This window comes from Bradyrhizobium zhengyangense (genome assembly GCF_022012435.1).
Lineage (GTDB): Bacteria > Pseudomonadota > Alphaproteobacteria > Rhizobiales > Xanthobacteraceae > Bradyrhizobium > Bradyrhizobium zhengyangense.
Genome location: NZ_JAKLUA010000010.1, coordinates 191,574 through 217,334 on the forward strand (window position 1 = coordinate 191,574; position 25,761 = coordinate 217,334).

23 protein-coding genes are annotated in these 25,761 nt (G+C 64.4%); 12 read left to right on the forward strand and 11 right to left on the reverse strand.

Going from position 1 to position 25,761, the window contains the following annotated elements:
- Positions 1-5 precede the first annotated feature (5 nt).
- From L6637_RS27555 to L6637_RS27565, 3 genes are read right to left on the reverse strand one after another with little or no spacing between them, the layout of a single operon-like run.
- The gene (locus L6637_RS27555) at positions 6-689 is read right to left on the reverse strand and encodes an ABC transporter ATP-binding protein (RefSeq protein WP_237862888.1); all 684 of its coding nucleotides are present in this window, start codon (positions 687-689) and stop codon (positions 6-8) included.
- Positions 682-1,908: an ABC transporter permease gene (locus L6637_RS27560; RefSeq protein WP_237872585.1), complete on the reverse strand. Its 1,227-nt coding sequence runs from the start codon at positions 1,906-1,908 to the stop codon at positions 682-684. Before L6637_RS27560 ends, L6637_RS27555 begins: the two co-directional genes overlap by 8 nt.
- Entirely contained in the window at positions 1,905-3,173 is a 1,269-nt protein-coding gene (locus tag L6637_RS27565) for an efflux RND transporter periplasmic adaptor subunit (RefSeq protein WP_237862890.1), read from the reverse strand. Before L6637_RS27565 ends, L6637_RS27560 begins: the two co-directional genes overlap by 4 nt.
- 193 nt (positions 3,174-3,366) lie before the next feature.
- Between L6637_RS27565 and mgtA the strand changes: the two genes are divergently transcribed.
- Together mgtA and L6637_RS27575 are read left to right on the forward strand one after the other, a co-directional pair.
- A complete protein-coding gene (gene mgtA, locus L6637_RS27570; protein WP_377803183.1) occupies positions 3,367-5,865 on the forward strand; it encodes a magnesium-translocating P-type ATPase in 2,499 nt (832 codons plus the stop codon).
- 130 nt (positions 5,866-5,995) lie between these two features.
- Positions 5,996-6,937, forward strand: coding sequence for a DMT family transporter (locus L6637_RS27575; RefSeq protein ID WP_237872586.1), 942 nt, complete (start codon positions 5,996-5,998; stop codon positions 6,935-6,937).
- On the opposite strand, the gene L6637_RS27580 is transcribed toward L6637_RS27575, so the two are convergent.
- Complete coding sequence (locus L6637_RS27580) at positions 6,924-7,325, reverse strand: DUF1330 domain-containing protein (protein WP_237862892.1); 402 nt, start codon at positions 7,323-7,325, stop codon at positions 6,924-6,926. The genes L6637_RS27575 and L6637_RS27580 overlap by 14 nt on opposite strands.
- A 93-nt stretch (positions 7,326-7,418) precedes the next feature.
- On the opposite strand from L6637_RS27580, the gene L6637_RS27585 reads away from it, so the two are divergent.
- On the forward strand, positions 7,419-8,354 hold the full coding sequence (locus tag L6637_RS27585) for a DMT family transporter (RefSeq protein ID WP_237872588.1): 936 nt from the start codon (positions 7,419-7,421) through the stop codon (positions 8,352-8,354).
- A gap of 76 nt (positions 8,355-8,430) precedes the next feature.
- Here L6637_RS27585 and L6637_RS27590 read toward each other — a convergent pair whose 3' ends face one another.
- Positions 8,431-10,116, reverse strand: a complete 1,686-nt coding sequence (locus L6637_RS27590; protein ID WP_237862894.1) for a methyl-accepting chemotaxis protein — start codon at positions 10,114-10,116, stop codon at positions 8,431-8,433.
- A gap of 261 nt (positions 10,117-10,377) precedes the next feature.
- Between L6637_RS27590 and L6637_RS27595 the strand changes: the two genes are divergently transcribed.
- The 5 genes from L6637_RS27595 to L6637_RS27615 all read left to right on the forward strand — a co-directional run bounded on the left by L6637_RS27595 (position 10,378) and on the right by L6637_RS27615 (position 15,939).
- Entirely contained in the window at positions 10,378-11,421 is a 1,044-nt protein-coding gene (locus tag L6637_RS27595) for a C-terminal binding protein (protein WP_237872590.1), read from the forward strand.
- 89 nt (positions 11,422-11,510) lie between these two features.
- On the forward strand, positions 11,511-12,854 hold the full coding sequence (locus L6637_RS27600; protein ID WP_237872592.1) for an ABC transporter substrate-binding protein: 1,344 nt from the start codon (positions 11,511-11,513) through the stop codon (positions 12,852-12,854).
- 130 nt (positions 12,855-12,984) lie between these two features.
- The gene (locus tag L6637_RS27605) at positions 12,985-13,941 is read left to right on the forward strand and encodes a carbohydrate ABC transporter permease (RefSeq protein WP_237862897.1); all 957 of its coding nucleotides are present in this window, start codon (positions 12,985-12,987) and stop codon (positions 13,939-13,941) included.
- A 52-nt stretch (positions 13,942-13,993) separates the two neighbouring features.
- Positions 13,994-14,836 carry a carbohydrate ABC transporter permease gene (locus L6637_RS27610; RefSeq protein ID WP_237863342.1) on the forward strand — a complete coding sequence of 281 codons (843 nt, stop codon included), beginning with the start codon at positions 13,994-13,996 and terminating at the stop codon, positions 14,834-14,836.
- Between the two features lie 131 nt (positions 14,837-14,967).
- Positions 14,968-15,939 carry an MBL fold metallo-hydrolase gene (locus L6637_RS27615; RefSeq protein WP_237872594.1) on the forward strand — a complete coding sequence of 324 codons (972 nt, stop codon included), beginning with the start codon at positions 14,968-14,970 and terminating at the stop codon, positions 15,937-15,939.
- Positions 15,940-16,184: 245 nt separating this feature from the next.
- On the opposite strand, the gene L6637_RS27620 is transcribed toward L6637_RS27615, so the two are convergent.
- Complete coding sequence (locus L6637_RS27620; protein ID WP_237872596.1) at positions 16,185-17,864, reverse strand: mucoidy inhibitor MuiA family protein; 1,680 nt, start codon at positions 17,862-17,864, stop codon at positions 16,185-16,187.
- 189 nt (positions 17,865-18,053) lie between these two features.
- Entirely contained in the window at positions 18,054-18,674 is a 621-nt protein-coding gene (locus tag L6637_RS27625; protein ID WP_237872598.1) for a response regulator transcription factor, read from the reverse strand.
- A 200-nt stretch (positions 18,675-18,874) separates the two neighbouring features.
- Here L6637_RS27625 and L6637_RS27630 point away from each other — a divergent pair, with 200 nt between their 5' ends.
- Positions 18,875-19,912, forward strand: coding sequence for an AraC family transcriptional regulator (locus L6637_RS27630; RefSeq protein WP_237872600.1), 1,038 nt, complete (start codon positions 18,875-18,877; stop codon positions 19,910-19,912).
- A gap of 13 nt (positions 19,913-19,925) precedes the next feature.
- On the opposite strand, the gene L6637_RS27635 is transcribed toward L6637_RS27630, so the two are convergent.
- Complete coding sequence (locus tag L6637_RS27635; protein WP_041953739.1) at positions 19,926-20,243, reverse strand: antibiotic biosynthesis monooxygenase family protein; 318 nt, start codon at positions 20,241-20,243, stop codon at positions 19,926-19,928.
- 106 nt (positions 20,244-20,349) lie between these two features.
- Entirely contained in the window at positions 20,350-21,561 is a 1,212-nt protein-coding gene (locus L6637_RS27640; RefSeq protein WP_237862902.1) for an NnrS family protein, read from the reverse strand.
- Positions 21,562-21,691: 130 nt separating this feature from the next.
- Here L6637_RS27640 and L6637_RS27645 point away from each other — a divergent pair, with 130 nt between their 5' ends.
- Positions 21,692-22,402, forward strand: coding sequence for a Crp/Fnr family transcriptional regulator (locus L6637_RS27645; RefSeq protein WP_237872602.1), 711 nt, complete (start codon positions 21,692-21,694; stop codon positions 22,400-22,402).
- Positions 22,403-22,486: 84 nt separating this feature from the next.
- Here L6637_RS27645 and L6637_RS27650 read toward each other — a convergent pair whose 3' ends face one another.
- Together L6637_RS27650 and hemN are read right to left on the reverse strand one after the other, a co-directional pair.
- On the reverse strand, positions 22,487-22,684 hold the full coding sequence (locus L6637_RS27650; protein WP_237862904.1) for a DUF1858 domain-containing protein: 198 nt from the start codon (positions 22,682-22,684) through the stop codon (positions 22,487-22,489).
- A 73-nt stretch (positions 22,685-22,757) separates the two neighbouring features.
- Positions 22,758-24,110 (reverse strand): oxygen-independent coproporphyrinogen III oxidase, encoded by a 1,353-nt coding sequence (gene hemN / locus L6637_RS27655; RefSeq protein WP_237872604.1) that lies wholly within the window; start codon positions 24,108-24,110, stop codon positions 22,758-22,760.
- Positions 24,111-24,270: 160 nt separating this feature from the next.
- Here hemN and L6637_RS27660 point away from each other — a divergent pair, with 160 nt between their 5' ends.
- Positions 24,271-24,477, forward strand: coding sequence for a hypothetical protein (locus L6637_RS27660; protein ID WP_237862907.1), 207 nt, complete (start codon positions 24,271-24,273; stop codon positions 24,475-24,477).
- 150 nt (positions 24,478-24,627) lie between these two features.
- Positions 24,628-25,725, forward strand: coding sequence for a copper-containing nitrite reductase (gene nirK / locus L6637_RS27665; RefSeq protein WP_237862908.1), 1,098 nt, complete (start codon positions 24,628-24,630; stop codon positions 25,723-25,725).
- Positions 25,726-25,761 lie beyond the last annotated feature (36 nt).

Here is a 25,761-nt window from a genome sequence, read left to right on the forward strand (position 1 = left end):
CGACGTTAGGCGCGGATGCGGCCGTCGACCACTTCGATGATGCGGTCGCAGCGCCGGGCCAGATCCATATTGTGGGTGACGAGCAGGAAGCTCGTACCGCTCTCGCGGTTGACCTGCCGCATCAGCTCGAACACGGCGTCGGCCGATTTGGTGTCGAGATTGCCGGTCGGCTCGTCCGCAAGCACGAGATCCGGGCTCATCGCCAGGGCCCGCGCCACGGCCACCCGCTGCTGCTGTCCGCCCGACATGTTGTTGGCGAGGTTGCCGGCGAATTTCTCCAGCCCGACCTGAGCCAGCAGCCGGTCGGCCCGCGCCTCGATGTCCGCCGATGCAAAGCCGCGATCGGCCAGCATCGGCATCATGACGTTCTCCCGCGCGGTGAAGGCCGAGATCAGGAGATGGTATTGGAAGACGAAGCCGATGGTGTGCCCGCGCAGATGGGTGATCTCGGTGTCCCCGAGATCAGCGATGTCCCGGCCCTTGATCAGCAGCCGGCCCGATGTCGGCTGGTCGAGCAGGCCGACGATGTTGAGCAGCGTGCTCTTGCCCGAGCCCGAAGGGCCGATCAGCGCCAGGAACTCGCCATGGTCGAGTTCGAGGTCGATGCCATGCAGCACCTCTGTTTCGGTCGGCAGGCCGACATTGTAGGCCTTGCATACGTTCTCGAGGCGGAGGATTTCGCTAGCCACGGATCGCCACCACGGGATCGAGTTTCGCGGCGCGGACCGCAGGCGCCATCGCAGCCAGAAGGCCGGTGACGGTGGCAAGCAGCGCCGTGTAGGCGAACAGGCTCCGCTCCAGGATCAGCGGAAACAATTCGGTGCCGTCGGCCTGGCGCGCGACCGAGTGCCAATAGACCAGCGCGAACGCGCCCAACGCCGCGCCGAACAGCGAACCGACGAAGCCGAGCAGGCCGCCCTGCACCAGGAACACACGCAGGATCTGGCCGCGCGACGTCCCCATCGCGCGCAGGATGCCGATATCCTTGGAGCGCTGAATCACCGAAACCACCAGCACGGCGGCGATGCCGAACGCGACCGAAAGTCCGACGAACAATCGAATCAGGGTGTTGGTGTTCTGCTGGGCCTGAACCGCGGTGAAGAACTGCGCATTGGTCTTGATCCAGCTGTCGGCCTCGACGACGTTGGCAGCCTGGATGCGCTGGGCTATGTCTTCGGCTGCGTAGATGTCGCCGACCGTGATGTCGATCGTGGTGATGCCCCCGATCATGCCGAGCAGTGATTGCGCGGTGCGGAGCGCGGCGTAGCAGACGCGCTGGTTGACGCTCTTGTTGCCGAGATCGACGAGGCCGGAAATCGTGAGCACGCGGGTCGCGCCGGAGGCGGCGCGGACATTGATCTTGTCGCCGACTGCGGCGCCCAGGTCCTTCGCCAGCTCGATGCCAATGATGATGTCCTCGCTGGTCAGGCGCGGCTCGCCGGCAACGATATAGTCCGGCACCTTGACGATCTTGAAATAGGAATCCGGTTCGACGCCCGACAGATTCACGGAGCGGCTGGCATCGCCGCGCACCGCGAGCACCGAGCCGAGGATCGTCGGCGACACCGCGACGACCTCGGGCATCGCCTGCATCCGGGCCCTGATCTTCGGCCATTGGTCGATCGAGATCACCCGCTGGCTCGGACGTTGCACCACCGCGTCCTCGATCTCGCCTGCGCCGTTGCGCAGCGGACGCGCAACCTGATCGGGCGTGAGCAACTGGATTTGCGGCTGCGAGGTCAGCACGCGCTTGATGAAGTTTGCCTGCAGCCCCGCAAGCATCGCCGACATGAAGACGATGACACCGACGCCGATCGAGATGCCGCCGATGATGAAGATGGTCTGGAGCCGGCCTTCGCGCAAAAAGCGCACGGCCATGGTCCATTCGAACGGCAGCCAGCGGTTCATTGCCGTACGGGCCGCACGCGCTGGCCGGTCAGAACGCCGGAGCTTTGCGGGATCGCGACATCGCCGGCAGCGAGTCCGTCGGTGATCTCGACCTGGCTGTTGCCGTGCAGGCCGATCTTCACGGGCCTTTGGGCCGCGCGCCCGTCCTTGATGCCGAGCACCCAGGGATTTCCCGACAAGACGTCGTGCACCGAGCGCAGCGGCAGGATCAGCGCATCGTCGCGTGCAGCCACTTCGATATCGACCGAGACAGTCATGTCCTGCCGCAGATAGTCCGGTGCGTCGGCGACCGTCAGCTTCACCTCGACCGAGGCGCGCGAAATGTCGACGCCGGGATTGATGTAGGTGATCGCTGCGGCGAAGCGCCGGTCCGGATAGGCGTCCGCCGAGGCGAGCGCCTTCTGCCCGAGCGCGATCTTGCCCAGATTGCGTTCATCGATCTGCAGCACGAGCTGCGCGTCGCCGACGGGCGCGAGCACGAGCAGCGCCTTGCCAGGCTGCACCACGGTGCCGCGCTCGACGCTGCGCGTGATCAGGACGCCGTCACGGGGCGCTGCGATCGTGGCATAGCCGAGCCGGGATTCCGCCGTGTCGAGATTGGCGCGCGCCTGATTGGCCTGCGTCTGCGCCATCACGTAATCGCTGCCGCCGGGGCTGGCAGTATAGACCTGAAACTCGGCCGAGCGCTTCGCCGCGCTGGCGACATCGAGTGTCTTCTGCGCATCGTCGAGCGCCGCGCGCGTCGCATAGCCGTTGTGCTCGAGCTGCGCCGTGCGGTCGTAAGTCTGCTGCGCGTTTCGCAAGGTCGCATTCGCCTGCGTCAGCGCTTCCCTCGCCGAGGGCAGCGTCAGTTCCTCGAGCTGCCTGATGCGGGCCTCGGCCTGCGCCACCGCGCCGTGCGCCTGCACCACGGCTGCGTTCAATTCGCGCGACTCCAGCGAAATCAGCGGCTGGCCCTTGCTGACCTTCTCGCCTTCCTGCACCAGTACCTCTTGCACCGTGCCGGTGATCTGGCTGCCGATCTCGACCCGGTACGGTGTCTCGACATGGCCGCTCGCCACCACCGTCTCGATCAGGCGGCCGCGCCTCGCCTCATCGACGACGACCGCCGGTCCCAGAATCATGCGCACGCTTTGCCAGGCCCCGAGAGCCAGCAGGACTGCGACCGCGAGGATGAACCATTTGTGAGCGAGGAACCCCGACCATAGCGCCGCGACGGAAAGCCGGCTCTTATGCTGCGGCAGGGTGATTGTTTGCTCGACCATGACAACGCCATGCGAATCGCGCCGCGCTAGCGGGGATTCACGTCTCGATTTCGATTGCTGGCCCGGCAAAGCCGGGGTGACTATTCGCGACGCTAACGTGTCGTGGGAAATCGAGATTGCTTTAGGTCAATAGGTTACGCCGAATTTAGAGGCATCTGGCCGCCACAAGACGCCCTGAAACCGGGAGCTTCGCTTGCTGGACAGTTCAACCCGCGCCGACGCCAATTTCTGGCGTCTGTCACCCCCTGAGCTTTGCAGTCGACTGGGCTGCGGGCTCACCGGTCTGTCTGCGACGGAAGCCGACGAACGCCTCGACCGTTTCGGGCTGAACACCGACGCACCGCCGCGCATCGAGGGCGCGGCGCGCGCGATCCTGCGCCGGCTGCTCGAACCGTTGTCGCTGATCCTTCTGGTGGCCGGCATCATCTCGATGCTGACCGGCGACGAGATCGGCGGCCTCATCATCGTCCTGATCCTCGCGCTCTCGATCGGCCTCGACACCATCCAGGAGGGACACGCGGTCCGGGCCGCCGAGATTCTCCGCCGCTCGGTGGCCCTGAAGGCCGAGGTCAGCCGCGACGGCGCGTTTGTCGATATCGATGTCGAGCACGTCGTGCCCGGCGATTTGCTGCGCGTCCGCGCCGGCGACATCATCCCTGCCGATGCGCTGATCCTGGAAAGCACCGCCTTTACCGCAGGAGAAGCCGCGCTCACCGGCGAGCCCTATCCGGTGCAGAAACGGGCCGGGCCATGCGCCAGCCCCGACGACACCTCGAATGCGCTGTTCCGCGGCGCCGTTGCGCAAACCGGCGAAGCGATCGCGCTCGTGGTCAGGACCGGCCGCGACACCGTGTTCGGCGCGGCGGCCTCCGCGCTCGCCGAGACACAGGCGCCCTCTCCCTTCGAACGCGATCTACGCGAATTCGGCCTCGTAATCGCGCGCGCCACGCTGGCGCTGGTGCTGGTCGTGCTCACCATCCGCGTCGTGTTCGGCCGCCCCGTGCTCGATTCCCTCCTGTTCGCCGTCGCGCTTGCGGTCGGACTAACGCCGGAACTGCTGCCGATGATCACGACGGTGACGCTGTCGCGCGGTGCGCTGCGCATGGCCGGGCGCAAGGTGATCGTGAAGCGGCTCGCCGCCATCCACGACCTCGGCGCCATGAACGTTCTGTGCACGGACAAGACGGGTACGCTGACATCGGCCGAGATCACGCTCGCCAGAAGCCTCGATGCCGCCGGCAAGGACGACGCACGCGCCGCGCGGCTCGGCGCCATCGCTGCCTCGCTCGGCGGCGACCGTGGCGCGCTCGATGCCGCCCTCGTCGCCGGCCGACCGGAGGCTGCTCAAGGCTGGACGCTCGCCGGACGTCAGGCTTTCGATTTTTCACGCCGGCTGGGATCGGTGCTCGCAACCGGCCCCGAAGGGGCGCGACTGATCGTCAAGGGCGCGCCGGAGGCCGTGCTGGAATTGTGCACGATGGACCAACATGCGCGCGACGCGGCAATGGCCCGCGTCCACGCGCTCGCAACCGAGGGCCTGCGCACCGTGGCCATCGCCTCGCGGGCCTGGAGCGGCGCGCTGCGCGAGGTCGAGACCGACGACGAAACCGACCTCGTCTTCGAAGGTCTCTGCGCCTTCGCCGATCCGCCGAAGCCGACGGCCGCGGCCGCGATCGCCCGGCTCGCGGCGGGCGGCGTGAGCTTGAAGATCCTCTCGGGGGACCATCCGGTGGTGGTGAAGCGGCTCGCCGGTCTGGTCGGGCTCAACGCCGAGCGCGTGCTGTCGGGAGCCGACATTGCCGAGCTCAGCGACGAGGCGCTTGCGGTGCAGGTGCGCTCCGCCGATGCGTTCGGCCGGCTCGCGCCGGACCAGAAATCGCGCATCGTGAAGGCGCTTCAGGCCGGCGGCGATGTGGTCGGCTTCCTCGGCGACGGCATCAACGACGCACCGGCCCTGAAGGTTGCCGATGTCGGCCTTTCGGTCGACGGCGCCACCGGTGTGGCGCAGGCCGCTGCCGACATGATCCTGCTGGCGTCGGATCTCGAAGTCGTCGCCGACGGCGTCGAGGAAGGTCGGCGCACCTTCGCCAACATCCTCAAATATGTCCGCATGGGCGCGAGCTCGAATTTCGGCAACATGCTGTCGATGGCGGCGGCCTCGATCGCGCTGCCGTTCCTGCCGATGCTGCCGACGCAGATCCTGCTCAACAACCTGCTCTACGACCTCTCCGAGCTCGGCATTCCCTTCGACCGGGTCTCGACGCAGGCAACGGCGAAGCCGCAGGTGTGGAGCATGTCGCGGCTGGTGCGCTTTGCCGCGATCATGGGGCCGCTGTCGTCGGTGTTCGACTTTCTCACCTTTGGCGCGCTGCTTTATTTGTTCAAGGCCTCGCCGGACGAATTTCGCACCGCCTGGTTCGTTGAATCCATGGCGACGCAGATCCTGGTGATCTTCGTCATCCGCACCTATGGACGGCCCTGGCGCAACTGGCCCGATCCCGTGCTTGCGGCGTCTTCGCTGATCGCCCTGCTCGCCGCGATCGCTCTGCCGTTCACGCCGCTCGGGACCTGGTTCGGCTTCGTCGCGCCGCCGCCGATCATGATGGCCGGCATCGCCCTTCTCGTCGTCGTCTATCTCGGCTGCGCCGAGCTGCTAAAGCCGTTCGCGATCCGCACGGGACCGACCGGCTGAGGTTCCTGTTGCACCGCCCTGCGCATGATGGCGATGCGCCGCGCGCCATTGATATCGGGCTCGTTTCCGTGTCTTTGGGCAGGGCCGGGCCGGGAGCCTCGGTGCATGACGCGGGGCCATAACAATTACAATGTCCGCTACCGGCCAGACCACGAGCGCCGAATCATCGGGCCACAGCTGGATCGCCAACCAGCCTTATCTCCTGCTCAGCATCACCGCGATGTGCTGGGCGGGCAATGCGGTTGTGGGGCGGCTCGCCGCCGGCCACATCCCGCCGGTGACGCTGTCCTTCCTGCGCTGGAGCTTCGCCTTCCTGCTGGTGCTGCCGTTCGCCTGGAAGCACCTCGCCCAGGACTGGCCGGCCATCCGCGACAAGCTCGGTCTGATGATCGTGCTGTCGATCACCGGCATCGGCGCCTTCAATACCCTGCAATATTGGGCGCTGGAGCATACCCAGGCGCTCAATACACTTCTGTTGCAGTCAGCTGCACCCCTGATCGTGGCGCTCTGGTCGCTGGTCATCCTCGGAATCCGGCTCACGGGCGCGCAGGCCTTCGGCGTGCTGCTCTCGATGTGCGGCGTGCTGATCATCCTGCTGCACGGCGATCTCACCACGCTGTCGAACATCGCCTTCAACAAGGGGGACCTGATCTTCATCGTCGCGCTGATCATCTTCGCGCTCTATTCGGTGCTGACCCTCAAGCGGCCGCCGATCCACGGGCTGTCGTTCCTCGCCTTCACTTTCGGCGCCGGTGCCGCGTGTCTCATTCCGCTGGAGATCTGGGAATTGTCCGCGCGCCCGGTCATGAAGCTCGACGGGCCGAACCTGCTCACGCTGTTCTACGTCTCGGTGTTTCCCTCGACGCTCGCCTATCTCTGCTTCAACCGCGGCGTCCGCCTGATCGGCGCCAACCGCGCCGCGCCGTTCTTCCATGTCGTGCCGGTGTTCGGCTCGATCATGGCCATGGTCTTCCTCGGTGAACTGCCGCAGGCCTTCCACTTCATCGGCTTCGCGCTGGTGCTGTCCGGCGTTTTCGTGGCATCGCGGAAGCAGGCGACTAGCTCACCTTGAACTTGCTGTACGCCTCGCTCGTGGCGATGATCACATGCTCGGCACAGCCGTTGACGCGATGCGGATCGGCATCACGCTCGTAGGCTTGCGACGTCATCATGTCGAGGAACGCCGCGACGGACGGATAGGAGACCAGCGCGACGAAATCCCATTTGTTGCCCGCGTGCGGGCCGAGCGCGATCGCCTTGGCCTCGCCGGTCCACAGCAGCGTGCCGCCTCGCGCCTTGATCATGGGCACGGTGATCGCGCTGTAGCGCAAATAGGCATCCCAGCCGGACCCGTCGCCATCGCGCGAACGGGCGTGGAAACGCATCAGATTCAGCATCACCACCGGCGCGTGCTGGTCGAGCCCTTCCAGGCCCTGGATGTTCAACATATTGACCGCCAATGGCACCTCCTCAGGATTTGACTGCATTGTAGCATTGCGGCGGCGGGCCTTGTGTCATGACGACCATCCGGCGCATGGTTGTGCGTGACGCCAATGACGATTGCATCGCCCGCGCCAACCGCCGCCAATCCGGCCAGCTGGCTCAACAACCAGCCTTATCTGCTGCTCAGCCTGAGCTCGCTGTTCTGGGCCGGCAACATCGTGATCGCCCGCCATGTCGGCGCGCATGTGCCGCCACTGACGGTGACGACGATCCGCTGGTTCGGCGTGTTCCTTCTCCTGCTGCCGTTCTCCTGGCCGCATCTGAAGCGCGACTGGCCGGCGTTGCGCAAGAGCCTGCCGCTGATGCTGTTCCTGTCGCTGGTCGGCTTCGCCTTCAACAACGCGATCTCGTACTGGGCGCTGCAATATACCGAGGCGCTGAACGCGCTGCTGATCCAGTCGGCAGGTCCCCTGTTCGTGGCGCTGTGGTCGCTGGTGTTGTTTGGCGTGCGGCTGACGGCTGGGCAACTCGCCGGCATCGCGATCTCGCTGGCCGGCGTGCTCATCATCATCCTGCGCGGCGATCTGGCGGCGCTGGCGAGCATCTCGTTCAACCGGGGCGACATCATGTTCGCCTCTTCGCTGGTCGCGTTCGGGCTCTACTCCGCCTTCATCCCGCGGCGGCCGAAGGTTCATCAGCTCTCTTTCCTGTCATTCACCACCTGCTGCGGCGCTTTCATACTGCTGCCGACGGCGATCTGGGAGGGATGGAGCGGCCGGGTGCTGCAGTTCGACACCGTGACGCTGATGACGCTCGGCTGGATCCTGATCTTCCCCTCGACGCTCGCCTATCTCTTCTTCAACCGCGGCGTCGCATTGATCGGGCCGAACCGCGCCGCGCCGTTCTTCCATCTGGTGCCGGTGTTCGGCTCGGCGATGGCGATCCTGCTGCTCGGCGAAAAGCTCCAGCCGTTTCACCTGATCGGCTACGCGCTGGTGCTCGCCGGCGTCGTCATCGCCTCGCGCCAGGGTTCGGCGGTGAAGTAATTTCGCGCCTCAAAAGGAAAAGGTGGGCACGACGCTTCGCGTCTTTGCCCACCCAACACAACCCAACGCGAAAAGCTTACGCCGCGCGAACCTTGGCGAGGAAACCGTCCACCGCGCTGCGCAGCGCGCCGGACTGGTGATCCAGCTCGCGGGCGTTGGTCAGCACGTCGCCGGCGGCGGTGCCGGTCGCTTCCGCGGCCGAGGTGACGCTGCCGATATGGGCGTTGATCTCGCTCGAGCCGGCCGCGACCGACTGGATGTTGCGCGCGATCTCGCGGGTCGCTTCGCCCTGCTGCTCGATCGAGGCCGAAATGCCGGCGGTGATTTCGCTCATCTCGGCGATGGTCTGGGTGATGCCGCCGATCGCCGCGACCGCATCGCTGGTCGAGGTCTGCATCGCCGCGACCTGGGCGGAGATTTCCTCGGTCGCCTTGGCGGTCTGGTTGGCCAGCGCCTTCACCTCGGAGGCGACGACGGCGAAGCCGCGGCCGGATTCGCCGGCGCGCGCCGCCTCGATGGTGGCGTTGAGCGCAAGCAGGTTGGTCTGCGCTGCGATCGAGTGAATGAGCTTGACGACCTCACCGATCTTTTCGGCGCCGGTCGAGAGCTCCTGCACCGTGGCATTGGTGCGCTCGGCGTCGCTGACGGCCCGGCTCGCGACCTCGGTCGAGCGCGTCACCTGGCGGGAGATTTCTGTCACCGAGCTCGACAGCTCTTCGGCGGCGGCCGCGACCGTGCCGACATTGCCGGAGGCCTTTTGCGAGGCGGCGCCGACCGTCGCGGCGCGCGAGGAGGCGTCGCTGGCGGTCGCGGTCATCGACTGCGCCGTCGACTGCATGCCGGCTGCGGCCGAGGAGACCGAGCGGACGATGCCGTTGACGCTGCGTTCGAAGTCGCTGGCGATATCTTCCATCGCGCGACGACGGTCCGCCGCGGAGCGATCCTTGGCGTCCTGCTCGCTCTTCTCGATCTCGCGGATGCGGACTGCGTTGTCCTTGAAGATCTGGACGGTCGAAGCCATCGCGCCGACCTCATCACCGCGGCCGACGCCGGGAATGTCGCCGTCAAGCTTGCCGTCGGCGAGATCCTTCATGCGGGCACCAAGCAAGGCGAGCGGACGGCTGATGCTGCGACCGAGCAACCAGGCGACGCTACCGGCAACGATGACGATGCCGAGCACGGCAAGGCCGAGCAGCCAGTAGACCGGGCCCATCTTGGCGTCGATGTCCTCAAGATAGGCGCCGGTGCCGAGATACATGTCGAAGCCGGGAACGGCCACCGCGTAGCCGATCTTGCGGATCGGCGTTGGCTGGCCGGGCTTCACATATTCATAGTACAGCAGGATCGAGCCGTTGGCCTTGACGCCCTCCATCAGCTCGACCGACAGCTTGCGGCCGTTGGTCACGACGTCCATGCGGTTGGTGCCGATCTGCTTCGGATCGGGCGCGAGCTGGGTGATGCCGTCATAGGACGTACCGAACAGATAGCCCGAACCGTTATCGTAGGTCATCGCATTGCCGTAGCGACGGAGCTCGGCCATGGCCGCGTCCTTCGTCAGCTCGCCGGCGTCGACACGCTTCTTCAGCGCAGCCGCGTAGTTGCGGCCGAGATCGACGATCGCCTTGGTCTGATCGATACGGGCGCTCACCATCTCCTGCTTCATCAGGTAGCCGGCCAGGACTCCGGAGATGCACAGGCCGAACAAGGTGACGCCGACAAGGATGCCAAGCTTGGGGACGATCTTCAAATTGCTCAACTTCACGGGATGGGCTCCGGAGAAAAAGGGATGCGGGCGCGCGAGTGAATCGATCGATTTGAATCAATCTTTAGGGGGCGACCCCTTAGCAAGTTCCTTACAGGCCTCCGTAGAAGCCCGGACGACGCCGGCAAAAACGGCAAATAATCGCTGGAGCGACAACCGGGAATTGTACGCACTCCCGTCGATTTCGCGTAAAAGACGCAAAGGCCCCCCCAGAAGGTGCGGGTCGCAACAAGAACCGACAAACAAAATCGGGAGCAGAAAATGCCGAAATACAGGGTGGTGACGCCGAAGGGCGCGAGCTTCACGGTCGCCGGCAGCGACTATTCGTACGAGCGCGAGGCGCTCGATCCGATCGATGCCGAGATCGTCGAGGCACCGGCCAACGAGGCCGAGTTCATCGCCGCCGCGAAGAATGCCGACGCGATCTACGCGAAGGGCATGCCGATCACCAAGACCATCATCGACGCGCTGGAGAGCTGCAAGGTCATCACGCTCGGCTCTGTCGGCGTCGACAGCGTTGACGTCAAGGCGGCGACCGCCCGCGGCATTCCCGTCACCAACATTCCCGACACCTTCATCGAGGAAGTCGCCGACCACGCCATGATGCTGCTGCTGTCAGGTTTCCGCCGCCTGGTCGAGCAGGACAAGATGGTGCGCTCCGGGCGCTGGGCCGAGGGCCGGCCCGCGCTGCTGAAGGTTCCACGACTGATGGGCCAAACGCTCGGCTTCATCTCGTTCGGCCGCGTCGCGCGTGCGGTTGCGAAGCGCGCAGCTCCGTTCGGCCTGCGCATGATGGCTTACGATCCTTTCATCCAGGAAACCCTGATGTGGGACCACGGCGTCATCCCGGCGACGCTGAACGAGGTGCTGTCGCAATCCGACTTCGTCTCGATGCACGCCCCCGCCCGGCCCGAAGTGCATCACATGCTGACCGAGAAGCATTTCCGGCAGATGAAGAAGGGCTCGATCTTCATCAACACCGGGCGCGGCGCCACGGTCGACGAGGAAAGCCTGATCAAGGCGCTGCAGGAGGGCTGGATCGCGCACGCCGCCCTCGACGTGCTGGAGAGGGAACCGCCTTCGCACAACAACCCGATCCTGAGCATGGAGAACGTGACCCTGACCGCCCACGTCGCCTCGGCCTCGGCACGGTTCGACGAGGCGCGCAAGCGCCGCGTAGGCTACGAATTGTCACTGGTGCTTCAGGGCATGTGGCCGGTAAGCTGTGTCAATCCGTCGGTGCTGCAAGATACCGCACTCCGCCGCTGGCAACCCGTCGGCATGGATCGCGGACCGAACAGCTAAGACGGCCGGCGCGAAATTGCGCCGAAAGTCCGAAACGGCCCTTCACCGGCGATCAACGCCGGGAAGGGAAACATGACAGGGAGGAACTGATGAGGAACGACATCACACGTCGTGATGCCTTGGCGCTGGGCCTATCCGCTGCAACGGTCGCTGCCACTGGTGTTGCAGCGCACGCTCAATCCGCGATCAAGGCCGCGGACATCCCCGCTCCGAAACTGCCGATCGAGAAGGGCGCAAGCCTGCGCATGCTGCGGCCGGTCCGCTTCGTCCAGGCCGACGAGGACGTGTTCCGCGCCAATGCGGCCAAATTCACCAAGGAGACCGGCGTCGAGGTCAAGGTCGATTTCGTCGGCTGGGAGGACATCGCCCAGCAGACCGCGGTCACAGCCAATTCCGGCGCCGGCCCCGATATCATCATCGGCTTCTCCGACGCGCCGCACATCTATATCGACAAGCTGGTCGAGCTGACCGACGTCGCCGATTATGCCGGCAAGAAATATGGCGGCTGGCTGCCGCTGGCACAGCGTTACGGCAAGAAGAACAAGAGCGACACCTGGATCGGATTGCCGTTCGGCGCCACCGCAGGTCCCCTGGTCTACCGCAAGTCGATCCTGCAATCGGTCGGCTTCGACAAGGTGCCGGAAGACCATGCCGGCATCGTCGATCTCTGCCAGAAGCTGCAAAAGGCCGGCAAGCCCGCGGGCTTCGCGCTCGGCAACGCCAAGGGCGACGGCAACGGCTTTGCCAGCTGGGCGCTGTGGTCGCACAACGCCGCCCTGCTCGACGAAGAGGGCAACGTCATCATCAACAGCAAGGAGACGATCGCCGCGCTGAACTGGGTCAAGCAGCTTTATCCCACCTTCATCGCCGGCACGACGTCGTGGAACGATGTCAGCAACAACCGTGCCTATGCCGCGCAGGAGATCGCGCTGACCGCCAACGGCGTCTCGCTCTATTTCTCCCTGAAGAACGATCCGGCGACCAAGGCAATCGCCGACGATACCGAACATCAATTGCTGCCGAAGGGCGTTGCCAAGATCTCCCCAATGGCGGGCCTGACGCTGAACGCCATGGTGTTCAAGCACAGCCAGTACCCCAATGCGGCGAAGGCCTTCCTGCAATACATGCTGGAGAAGGATCAGTACGAGCCTTGGCTCAACGCCAACTCGGGCTATTGGGCGCAGCCGCTCGCCGCCTATGCCGACGCCGCCGTGTGGTCGCAGGACCCCAAGGTGAAGATCTTCAAGGACACCATGAACAGCACTTATTACGATGGCTATGCGGGTCCGATTTCGACGGCGACAGGTGCGGTCAGCGCCGACTACGTGCTGATCCAGATGTGCGCATCGGTCGCGACCGGCGCAGCCACGCCGGAGGCCGCAGCCGCAGAGGCCGAGCAGCGCTGCAAGCGGTATTTTAGGCGGCAGAGGTAAGGCCGTCATTGCGAGGAGCCCGTGACAAAATTGCGAAGCAATCCAGACTTTCACCGCGGAGACAGACTGGATTGCTTCGCTTCGCTCGCAATGACGGCGGAGTGACTCCTAAGAACAGGACAACGCCCTGATGTCCGTGACCACCCTCTCCTCTCCCGTGCTGGCCCAGCGGCAGGCGAACTGGCTGGTGCGCCTGTTCGACTACAAGCCGTTCCTGATCGTGATGTGCCTCGCGCCCGCGATCGGGTTGCTCGCGGTGTTTCTGACCTATCCGCTTGGACTCGGCATCTGGCTCGCCTTCACCGACACCACGATCGGCCAGAAAGGCATCTTCGTCGGTCTCGATAATTTCCAGTATCTGCTCAGCGATCCGCTGTGGTGGAACGCGGTGTTCTACAGCGTGGTCTACACGGGCATTGCGACCTTCGGGAAGTTCGCGCTCGGCTTCTGGCTGGCGCTGTTGCTCAACAACCATTTTCCGTTCAAGAGCCTGTTGCGCGCGATCATCCTGTTGCCCTGGATCGTGCCGACGGTGCTGTCGGCGCTGGCGTTCTGGTGGATCTACGATCCGCAATTCTCGATCATCTCCTATCTGCTGGTCGACGTGCTGCACTGGCGCACCAGCAATATCGACTTCCTCGGCTCGCCCTGGCCGGCGCGGTTCTCGCTGATCGCCGCCAATATCTGGCGCGGCATTCCCTTCGTCGCGATCTCGCTGTTGGCGGGCTTGCAAACCATCTCGCCCTCGCTCTATGAGGCCGCGATGCTCGACGGCGCCAGCGCCTGGCAGCGCTTTCGCTACATCACCTTCCCGATGATGATGCCGATCCTCGCCATCGTCATGACGTTCTCGATCATCTTCACCTTCACCGACTTCCAGCTGGTCTACGCCATCACCCGCGGCGGCCCCGGCAACTCGACGCATCTGCTCGCGACGCTGGCGTTCCAGCGCGGCATCGCCGGCGGCGAGCTCGGCGAAGGCGCGGCGATCGCGGTGTCGATGATCCCGTTCCTGGTGTTCGCGACGCTGTTTTCCTATTTCGGCCTGGCGCGCCGCAAATGGCAGCAGGGAGAGGCCAATGACTGACGCCGTCGCCCCAGCCTCCTCCGTCGCCGACGCGAAAGCAGCCCCAGAGACCATGGCCTGGGATTCCGGGCTGCGGCGACTAATGATGATCTACCTGCCGCTCGGCTGCTTCGTGCTGATCCTGCTGTTTCCGTTCTACTGGATGGCGATCACCTCGTTCAAACCGAACGCGGAGCTAATGAACTACAAGGAGCACAACCCGTTCTGGATCTCCTCGCCGACATTGGCTCACGTCAAGCATCTCTTGTTTGACACCGCCTATCCGCGCTGGCTGTGGACCACGATGATGGTTGCGATCGGGGCGACGACGCTGTCGCTGGTCGCGAGCACGCTGGCAGCCTACGCGATCGAGCGGCTGCGCTTCCGCGGCAGTCCCTATGTCGGCCTCGGCATCTATCTCGCCTATCTGGTGCCGCCGTCGATCCTGTTCATCCCGCTCGCCACCGTGGTGGTGCAGTTCGGCCTGTTCGATTCTCCGCTCGCGCTGATCCTGGTCTATCCGACCTTCCTGGTGCCGTTCTGTACCTGGCTCTTGATCGGCTATTTCAAATCGATCCCCTATGAGCTCGAGGAATGCGCGCTGGTCGACGGCGCGACGCGGCTGCAGATCTTGCGACGGATCACGCTGCCGCTTGCCGTACCCGGGCTGATCTCCGCCGGCATCTTCTCCTTCACGCTGTCCTGGAACGAGTTCATCTATGCGCTCGCCTTCATCCAGAGCGGCGCCAACAAGACCGTGCCAGTCGCGATCCTCACCGAGCTCGTCACCGGCGACGTCTACCAGTGGGGCGCGCTGATGGCGGGCTCGCTGCTCGGCTCCCTGCCGGTTGCGATCTTCTACTCGCTGTTTGTGGACTATTACGTGTCGTCGCTGACAGGCGCGGTGAAGGAATGATGAGCAGCGGGCGATCGCGTACGACCGTGCAATCCTGATAGACCACTCACGTCTTTCGTCGCACCTTGCCGCGCATACGGCGGGGTCGATCTTTGGCACCGTAGATCGTCGCACAAGCAAGCGAGCATCGCATGGGATCGCCAAAGCTCCATTCAATGTCCCGACGCGGCTTTTGCCTGTGCTGCCTCGGCGGCGCCGCGTTCGCGGCAACCGGGGGATGGCTCAGCCCGCGGCAGGCCTACGCCGAAGCGCGCGGCCTGGTCAGCCTGATCAAGGACAGCGCGGCGACGTCACCGATCAAAACCTACAAGCTGCGCAACAATATCAGCGTGCTCGAAGGATCCGGCGGCAACATTGCCGTCCTGACCGGATCCGACGGCAAGCTTCTGGTCGATGCCGGCATCGGCGTCTCTCAACCTCGGCTTAGCAAAGCGTTGAGCGAGCTCGGCAATGAGCCGATCAAGCATCTGATCAACACGCACTGGCACTTCGACCATGCCGACGGCAATGAATGGCTGCACAAGGCAGGCGCGAACATCATCGCGCACGAGAATACCCGCAAGCACCTTTCCGTCGTCCAGCGGGTCGAGGATTGGGACTACAATTTCCTCGCCCTGCCCGCCAACGCTGTCCCGGCCCAGGTTTTTTCCAAAGATCATCACCTCAAGGTCAACGGCGCTTCCATCGCCCTGAAATATTACGGGCCCGCGCACACTGACGGCGATATCTCGGTGATGTTCACTGAAGCCAATGTCCTCCACGCCGGCGACACCTATTGGAACAACATCTATCCCTTCATCGACTATTCGACTGGCGGCAGCATCAACGGCATGATCGCGGCGTCCGATGCCAATCTCGCCATGGCCAACAATGAAACCATCATCATCCCCGGTCACGGCAAGCCCGTCAGCAACAAGGCCGAGCTCCAGGACTTCCGCGACATGCTCGTCGCGATCCGGGACAATGTCGGCAATCTGAAGAAGCAGGGCAAGACGCGCGACGAGACGGTCGCCGCCAAGCCGACGGCTGCGTTTGACGCGAGATGGGGCCAGTTCCTCGTCGACCCCGGCTACTTCACCCGCTTGGTCTACGAAGGCGTGTGAGACGCGGCGCGCGATTGCGCCTGCGCGATCCTAACGAGGCTGATGACGACGAGTTCATGCTGCTCGAGGTCGCGGATTTCCTGAAGGCGACGTGAGAAAGCCGTCGCACAATCACGCTGTCATCGCCCGGCTTGACCAATGGCCAACCTGTCAGTGATGTGTCCGAACAGGTGTCAGCCATGTCTCCGGGCTAAACATCAAGCCGGGGCGTGACAAATGAGAGTGCGGGGCGAGGTGAAGAGATCCTAGCCCGACGGCACAATCACCATGCTCTTGTCCTTCGGCCAGCGGACGCGCCAGGCGAAGTTGATGTCGCGGACTTCGCCGGGCTTGGCGTCAAACGACCATTCCAGCACGCCGCGCTTGTCGCGTATGTCCTTTGCCGTCGGCGGCGTGGTCGCGGGCAGCATCTCCACCACGATCTCGTCATTCTCGCTGACCGGCAGCTGGTCCTCGATCGCGACGTGAATCGGGAAATCGTGGCCGTTGCGGACCGTGGTCTTGAACGCGCGCTCGTCGGTCTTCGACGTCGTGACCAGGAGGCCTGCCGAGCCTTCATTGCGCTTGAGCACCGCGCGCTCGACCTTGACCTTGTCATCGGCGCCGAAGCCCAGCCGCACGATGTCGTCCTTGGCTGAGCCCGCAAGCTTGCCGCGGCCGACGAAGATGCCGTCACGGTAGATCGCGACCTTACCCGGCAACAGCGTCGTATCGTCGGTTTGCTTGAAGCTCGCTTCGAGGAAGGCGGTGGGGTCCTGCACCGGTGCAGCGCGGACCGCAAGATCAGCGGGCACGCTCATCGAGGCGATGCGCAAGCTCTTGGCTCCTTCCGCAGCACCAAGGCTGACGCGGCCGGGGATTTTGAAGGTCGCCTGGAAGTCACCGATCTCCGCAACCGCTTGCTGTTCGTCGGCACGTTGGGCCGGCAGATCAAATTGCTCCTTGTCTTGTGCCGCCTCCATCTTCCTCAACATCGGCGCCGCCGCGGGCATGGCGGTATCCGCGACCGAGCCCAGCGCGCGCGGCTTTGGCACCTGCGGATATTGCGCCACCAGCGAGCCCAGCTCCGGTGCGCTGCCGCCGCGGGCAATACGGACGGTGGAGACGCCGAGCGTCACATTTGACCAATCCTCGCCGGTCGACTGCGTCACTTCGGCGCGGCGGACCAGCTCGAGCTGCGGCTTGCGGTCCTTGGCGCCGGTGTCGAGCCGGGCATCATAGAGCGGCAGCCAGCGCGCATTGCGGACGTTGTAAGTCACGCGCAACGTCGCCTTGGTTGCGGTAGCCGAGGCGACGTCGATGCGCACCTCGAGCTTGTTCGGCGGCTTGGCCGATCGGTCGGCTTCGAGCTGCGCGATCTGACGATCGATCTCGCGCTGCTTTCGCGCGGCATCACGGATCGCCGTTTCAGCGGCCGCGACTTCCTCGGCGACCGCAGTGAACGCCGCGCGCCATTCAGTGATCGGGCGCGCCTCGCCTTTCTCGCCGAGGCCGGCGGGAGAGGCTTCGGCAAAGCGCTGTGCAAATTTGCGCCGGGCGGCCGCCGCATCGATCGCACCTTGCAGGTCAGCGCGCTCGTCCTTGAGCGCCTCAATGCGCTTATCGAGTTCGGACAGATTGACCGGCGGCGCCGCGCGCGGCGGCCGCGCGTCGATGGTGCCGATGGTGAGCTTGGCGCCAGCCTCGCCCTCGACGCGGAGGGAGGACGGATCGAGCGAAAGCGGAAAGTCCTTGGCGACCAGCGTCGAGTCTCCGGGGGCGAGGTCGAGCGCGATCACGCGCGTGACCGTCGCGCCATCAGGATAGACGGTGACGGTGTCGATGGCCGATGTGGCGTCCACATCGGCGGCCCATGAGGGCGAGGCGAGCGCTGCGGTCACCAGGACCAGGCTCGTCGTTGCCAAACATTTTGCGGTGATGCGCATCACAATTCTCCCTGCCGATATCGCCGCGTCGCCAGCCGGACGCGCGAAAATATGCCACGCCATCGTGGTGAGACGCGGCAGGGAAGGAACTGGTTCGATTGGGGTTTCCGTTGGGCGCCGCTGCGGCGGCATCGTGGCCGCGGAACGCGTCACCGCGCCGCGGCACAACGTCGCTTAAGGAATTAAGCTTCAGACCTGGCTGGGCGAACCCTGGCCGAAGATGCGGCGAAGCAGATCAGTCACATTCTTGGCGCCCGCCTTCTTCAAAATGCTGGCGCGATAGCCCTCCACCGTGCGCGCGCTCAGATGCATGCGGCGCGCGACCTCCTTGTTGGTGAGGCCGCCGGCAAGATGCGCAAGCACGTCGCCTTCGCGTGCGGTCAGAGGTTCGCACCCGGGCAACCAACGCTGCCGGCCCAGATCGGGCTGCGCGGACTCGTCGATCGCGGCGTCAATCCGGCCGACGATATCGTGGGTACGGAAGGGCTTCTCGATGAAGTCGGCCGCGCCGCTCTTGATGGCATCGACCGCCATGGCGATGCTGCCGTTCGCCGAGGTCATCAGCACCGGCGCCATGCAATTTTCCTCGCGCAGGCGCTTGAGCACGTCGAGCGCGGAGCGATCTGGCGGCATCTCCAGCAGCACGCAGGCCGGCATCCGCTCCTTTGCTTCCGACAGCAGCGACGCGCCGTCGGCGAAGCAGATCACGTCATAGGCACTCTGTTGAAGTGCGTTGGACAATTGTTCGCGAGAGGCGGCGTCGGTTTCAATGACGAATACCTCACCCTTGGAAAGCATGTTCCCCGGCATAATCCCGATCCAGCAATGTCTTGGTCAAATGGTCAGCGACGGCCGGGGGCCTCATCGCGCCCCGCCGCATCGGCACGGCATTCACGCCGGTGCTTCGCTTTCCCTTATGTATGTTCCACCCGGTTCCCGGATTTGACGGATCGGGACAGAAACTTTACAATTCGGGACATCTGCGGGAATGGCTGACAGGAACGGGTCGCATGACCGACCTCATTCGCAGCGCAGGCTTGAGCTGTTATCCGGAGGTCGCCCGGTCGGTCGGGCTCGACCCCAGGCAGATGATGCGCAAGGTCAGGCTGCCGTTGGCCATCCTGGACAAGCCCGATACACCCATTGCGGTCCCGGCCCTACGTCGTCTGCTTGAGATATCGGCAGCGGAGTCCGGTGCCGAAGATTTCGGCTTGCGGCTCGCCGAGCGCGGCGGCCTTACCAATTTCGGCGCGGTCGGCCTGATCGTACGCGAACAGGCGACGGTCGGCGAGGCGATCGAGGCTTTCTCCCGCTTCATCCATGTCCATCACGACGGCATGAAGCTCGAAATCGTCCGAGACAAGCAGACCGTGACCATCATCTTGCACCTGCGCGGTCGGCAACCGACCGCGCCCCGCCAGTCGATCGACATGGCGCTCGGCAGCGTCCACCGCATCATCCAGTCGCTGTTCGGCAGCGATTGGCGGCCGCAGGAGGTGCACCTGCACTACCCGCCGCCGCACGACCGCAAGCGCTACCGCGACTTCTTCGGCTGCCGCGTGATCTTCAACGCGGACGAGGACGCGATCCTGATGTCGGCATACGACATGGAGCGCCGGATTCCGAGCGCGCATCCCCTGATCGCGAGCTACTTACGCAAGCGAATCGAGGCGATCGAAAACCGCCCCGCAAGCTGGGAGGAGAAGGTCGACGAGGTCGTGCGCAGCCTGCTCGCGAACGGCGAGTGCACGGTCGAACGCGTCGCCGAGCATCTGGCCTGCACCCGCCGCACCATCCACCGTCACCTCGCCGCATCAGGCACCAGCTTCTCGGCGATCCTCGACGCGCAACGCGCCGATCTCGTGATCCAGTTGATCGAGGACCCCGGCCGGCCGCTGGCGGATATCGCCACGCAACTCGGCTTCTCCGCGCAGAGCGCCATGGCCCGCTGGTTCCGCGGCCGCTTCGGCTGCACCATCACCGAGTGGCGTAGGGGCATGCGGCCGCCGGCCGGGCCGGCCGACGCACCATCAGCGTCCGCGGCCTAAGCCCACACTCAAATCAGGCATGCTCGAAGGGGCCGACTTCGCGGATGACCTTGCAAATCTGCAAGCGGCCGCTGGCGTAGAACTCGGCATGCCCTCGTTTCATCGCCTCGATATGTTCCGGATGCGTGCGCCAGGCCTCAAGCGCCTCCTCCGAAGCAAAGCGAAACACGGTCAGCTCCTCGCCGTCGTCGGCCTTGAACGATTTGACCGACAGAAAGCCTGGAAGGCCGCTGACAATATTGTACATGCGCTCGCCCAGTCGATCATACTCCTCGATCTGAACGCCATCCCGCAGATTCAGGCCGCCAATCACAACGACTTCGCCGATCATTTTCGGTCCATCCCTCAATCGCGTTTCCGCGCCAACCTAACAGCCGACGCAACTCGAATGAAAGCTTCGGATCGACGACGGCGTTTGTTACGCCGCAGCGCAAATTTCAGCGTGCCGGGGCGGCCGCGCCCATGATGGCCAGTGCGCGCCGGGGAACACCGGCGAGCAGCGGGCCGAACGCAATGGCAAAGCCCAGGAAGGCGACGATCCAGCCGCAGGCAGCGATGTGCAGCAACGCGTCGCCATGTGCGGGCAGAACCACGGCAGCGACGCGCGCCAGTGCCGCGACGATGATCGCGACATAGATCACTTGTGTTGCCGGCGACGCCGTCAGCGCCTGCCCGGTATGGCCGAGGCTCGCGCGCGTCATCACCGCGAGGGTCATGATTCCGGCCGCCCCCGTCATCCAGGCGTGAATGCCCGCGCTCGGCGGCAGCACGCCAAAGCCGGCAAGGGCGCCGAGAAGGAAGCCCGATGGCACGAAGGCGTAGCCGACATGCAGGATCACAAGCAGCCGTTCACGTGCGGTGCGATCACCGGCCCATCGCGCCAGCCGTACCAGATGCAGCATACAGGCAAGCGCCATGACTACGCCTGTTATCGTGTTCAGCGGCATCACGATCCACGTCATCAGCGCCAGCGCGCTCAATCCGATCACCACGCCGTCAAACCGTCCGAACGGCACCGGCACGCGGCCGGGATTGAACTTGACCAGCCAGTTGCGGGTGAAGCTCGGAATGATGCGACCGCCGATCAGCGAGATCAGCAGCACGACCACACTGACGCCGATTCGGATGCTGATATCGGCCGCACCCCTGAAATGCGCTTCGAGATGGAAGGCGAAATTGCCTGACAGCAGCACCATCACGAGTCCCACGACAGGCAGATTCCGCCAATTGCCGCCGGCGATGATCTCGCGCGTTGCAGCCGCAACGACCAGCGCCAGGAAGGCGGCATCGACGGCAAGCGCAAACGCCCAGCCGATCTCGGCAGACAGCACGACCGCCGCACGTCCGGCGAGCCAGACCACCACCAACGCGCCTAGCGACGTGCCCTGGATCGGCAGCCGCCCGGTCCAGTTCGGGATCGCGGTGAACAGGAACCCGGTGATGACGGCCGGCAGGAAGCCATAGAGCATCTCATGGACGTGCCAGTCCCGCGGCGCGAAGGCTGACGTCACCGACAGCTCGCCATAGAACATGGGCAACCAGACCAGGATCGACAGCGCGGCCTGAATGGCGGCAAACAGGAAGAAGGGCCGAAAGCTGTTCGCAAACAGCTGAAAGCCCTGGAAATTACGGGATCGAGCGCCAGCCATGGGGACAACTCCAGCAGATTCAGACCGTTGTCTGGAAAAATACTGCTGCGCAGCCGGCGCGTTTTTGCGCTATCGCAAACTGCCTGATGATTGCAGGTGCCATCACACTCCCTGATGCCAAGGAGGCAGAATGGCCAAAGTCGACACATCGCTGGTTGCGCATTTGCCGATGTTTGCGGGCGTCAAGCCTGATGACCTCGACGAGATCCTGCGCGAGGCCCGCTCTGCGCGCTATCCTAGGAACACCGCCATATTCGAGCAGGGCGCAGACGCACAGTCGTTCTTCCTGCTGCTGCATGGCCATGTCCGCGCGGCCAAGACCACGCCGACCGGCGAGCAGATCGTGGTGCGCTATGTCGCGCCTGGCGAGACCTTTGGGCTGGCGATGGCGATCGGAGCTGCGCACTATCCGGCAACCGCGCTCGCTGTCGACGACAGCGTCGTCCTGATCTGGCCCACGTCTGCCTGGCCGCGTCTGGTCGAGCGGTTTCCCGCGCTTGCCGCCAACACAATGCAGACCGTCGGCAAGCGGCTGCAGGAGAGCCACACCCGTATCCTGGAAATGTCGACCCAGCAGGTCGAGCAACGCGTCGCACATGCGCTGCTGCGGCTCGCCAATCAATCCGGCAAGAAGCTCGACCATGGCATTGAGATCGACTTCCCGATCAGTCGCCAGGACATTGCTCAGATGACCGGCACTACGTTGCATACGGTCAGCCGCATCCTCAGCGGCTGGGAGAGCCAGGGTCTCGTCGAGAGCGGCCGGCAGCGCATCATCCTGCGCGAGCCGCACAAGATTGTCGTGCTGGCGGAGCGGAGCCCGGACAGCGGCGCCGCCTGACAATAGGAGTGAGGGCGCTTCCGCTTACGGCGAAAGCGCTGCCTCACCCGACATCCGCGCGCCCGGCGCAGATTTCGACCCACTTCACGCCGGCACACAATCGCTCAGCGCGGTCAGGAATTTGTCGCGGTCGATGCCATGCTCGCGGCAAGCGTCGTCCACGGTGTGGAAGGTCGCGATCGGACAGCCGACACAGGCCATCCTGAAGGCGAGGAACACCCGAATCGTGTGCGGCGCCGTGCGCATGATGTCATCGACCAAATCGTCGGATCCGAAGGGCATGGACAACTCCGTTCCGACATGAAGATAGCGGGGTTGGCCGGAGGTTCTTTGTTGAAGCGCAAGCTGCTGGCGACTACACAGCCCGGCTGTGCAGCTGCTTGCCCGGATCCAGATGCGCGTCGAATGCGGCGGCGACGCTGCGGACCAGGAAGCGCGAGTCGTTGGCGACCGCAAGACGGTCGCCGTCCAGTCTCACCACGCCGTCCGAGATCAGCGACTTGAGCCGCGACGCCGATTGCAGCATCTCCTTTGGCTCGGCGCCATGGCGCGCGCAGATGTCGCCGAGATCGACGCCGAACTCGCACATGATCCGTTCGATGATGTCAGCGCGCAGCCGGTCGTCGTCCGTAAGCCCATAGCCCTTCGCGGTGGCGAGGCGACCCGCTGCGATGCTCTGCTGATAGGCGCCGATCTGCACCTCGTTCTGGACGTAGCCCTGCGGCAGGTGTCCGATGGCGCTGGCGCCGAAGCCGAGCAGGACCTCGCCCTTGTCGGTGGTATAGCCTTGGAAGTTGCGCCGCAGCGTCCCCTGCTCGTAGGCCACGGCCATAGCGTCCTCAGGTCTTGCGAAATGGTCGAGGCCAATCTGCACGTAGCCGGCCTCCTTCAGCGCGTTGGCGATGGCGCAGGCCTGGTCGTGGCGTGCGAGACCGTCCGGCAAATGGGCCTCGTTGATCATGCGCTGGTGCCGCTTGAAACTTGGCACATGTGCGTAGCCGAACACGGAGAATCGATCGGGCGCGAGTTCGAGCGAGCGTCGCACCGTATCCAGGCAGGATGCGATGGTCTGGTGCGGCAGACCGTAGATCAGATCGAAATTGATTCCCCCGATACCGGCCTGCCGGAGCATATCGACGACGGAGGCGGTCTGCTCATAACTTTGGACACGGTTGATCGCGCGCTGCACGAGGGGATCGAAACTCTGCACGCCGAGGCTGGCGCGGTTGACGCCGGAGAGCCGCATGGCCTCGACCATCTCTGCGGTCAATGTGCGCGGGTCGATCTCGACCGCGATCTCAGCCGAGGGCAGCACGAAGAAGGCTTGGCGCATCGCTGCCATCACTTCCGCAAAGGCCTCCGGCGCCATGATCGTCGGCGTACCGCCGCCGAAATGGATATGCTCGACCTTGATGCGGCGGCCGATGGTATCAGCGACCAGCGTGACCTCGCTGAGGAGGGTCCGCTGATAGGCAGCGACAAGCTCATCGCGGCGGACGATCTGGGTATGGCAGCCGCAGTACCAGCACATCTCGCGGCAGAACGGCACGTGCAGATAGAGCGATGCACTGGCGCCTGAGGGAAGCTCGGACAGCCAGCGTGAGTAGGTGTCGGCACCGATCTCCGGCGAGAAGTGCGGGGCGGTCGGATAGCTCGTGTAGCGCGGCAATCTCTCTTCGCCATAGCTCGCCGCGAGGTCGGTCCTCATATCTTACCCATTCGTAAAATTGACGCTGCATGCAGCCGCAGCAACCCTGGATACAGAGAATGACCCGTTTTCCACCAGACGACCTTGCGCTTGCGCAAAGTGCGGGCGCCGGATCGCGACCAGTGTGGCGTTTAATCATCATCCCCTTGGGAGATAGCCGATGGCGTCGTTTGCGCTCGACCTCGTTCTCTGGCTAGCCGGTATCCGTGGCCACATCCCGCGCTTCGACGACTTCCGTCCCGTCCCCGTCGCGCCCACCGCCGGCGCAAATCGTCTCGTGCACACGCTGGTCATCGTGGCTGCCGTGCTCGCCATGCTGTCGCTCGCGGTCTGGGGTACCGTCTGGATTGCGATCGAGATTCTCTAATCGGCGCATCCAGCTACGCGCTTCGGTCCACCCTTAAGGGATTCACCGGAGGCGAATCCGGCAAAAGCTTGTCGCAGCGCAAACACGATTGCCGCAACAGGCGCAGACTGCATCCGTCATCAAACGCTTTTCAGATGAAGGATGCTTCCGATGTTTACCCGCAGAGCCGCATTGATCAGCGCCGCCGCGACCGCGCTGATGCTGGCAGCGCCCGCTTTCGCCGCCAACGACCTCAACCTGCCGCGGCAGAAGGTGGAGCTGGTCGCCCCGCCCTTCGTGCATGCGCACGAGCAGGCGACCAAGCAGGGCCCCAAGATCATGGAGTTCACGCTCACCATCGAGGAGAAGAAGGTCGTCATCGACGAGAAGGGCACCACCTTCCAGGCCATGACGTTCAACGGCTCGATGCCGGGCCCGCTGATGGTCGTGCATGAGGGCGACTATGTCGAAGTGACGCTGGTCAATCCCTCGACCAACTCCATGCCGCACAATATCGACTTCCACTCCGCGACTGGCGCGCTCGGCGGCGCCGCGCTCACTTTGATCAATCCCGGTGAGCAGGTCGTATTGCGCTGGAAGGCCACGCGGACCGGCGTGTTCGTCTATCACTGCGCTCCCGGCGGCCCGATGATTCCCTGGCACGTCGTCTCCGGCATGAACGGCGCCGTGATGGTGCTGCCGCGCGACGGACTGAACGACGGCAAGGGCCACGCGCTGAAATACGACAAGGTCTATTATATCGGCGAGCAGGACATGTACGTGCCGCGCGACGAGAAGGGCAATTTCAAATCCTACGACTCGCCGGGCGAAGCCTTCACCGACACTGAAGAGGTGATGAAGAAGCTCATCCCGTCCCACGTCGTGTTCAACGGCAAGGTCGGCGCCCTCACCGGCAAGAACGCGCTGACGGCGAATGTCGGCGAGAACGTCCTGATCGTGCATTCGCAGGCCAACCGCGACAGCCGTCCGCACCTGATCGGCGGCCACGGCGATTATGTCTGGGAGACCGGAAAATTCTCCAATGCGCCGGAGACCGGGCTCGAGACCTGGTTCATCCGCGGCGGCTCCGCGGGAGCGGCGATGTACAAGTTCCTGCAACCCGGCATCTACGCCTATGTCACGCATAATCTGATCGAAGCTGCCGACCTCGGCGCCACCGCCCACTTCAAGATCGAGGGCAAGTGGAACGACGATCTGATGACCCAGGTGAAGGCGCCTGCGGAGATACCGCCCGCCAGCACCAACTAGAGGCGACAAGGGGCCGGCCGTTACCGGCCCCTCCTC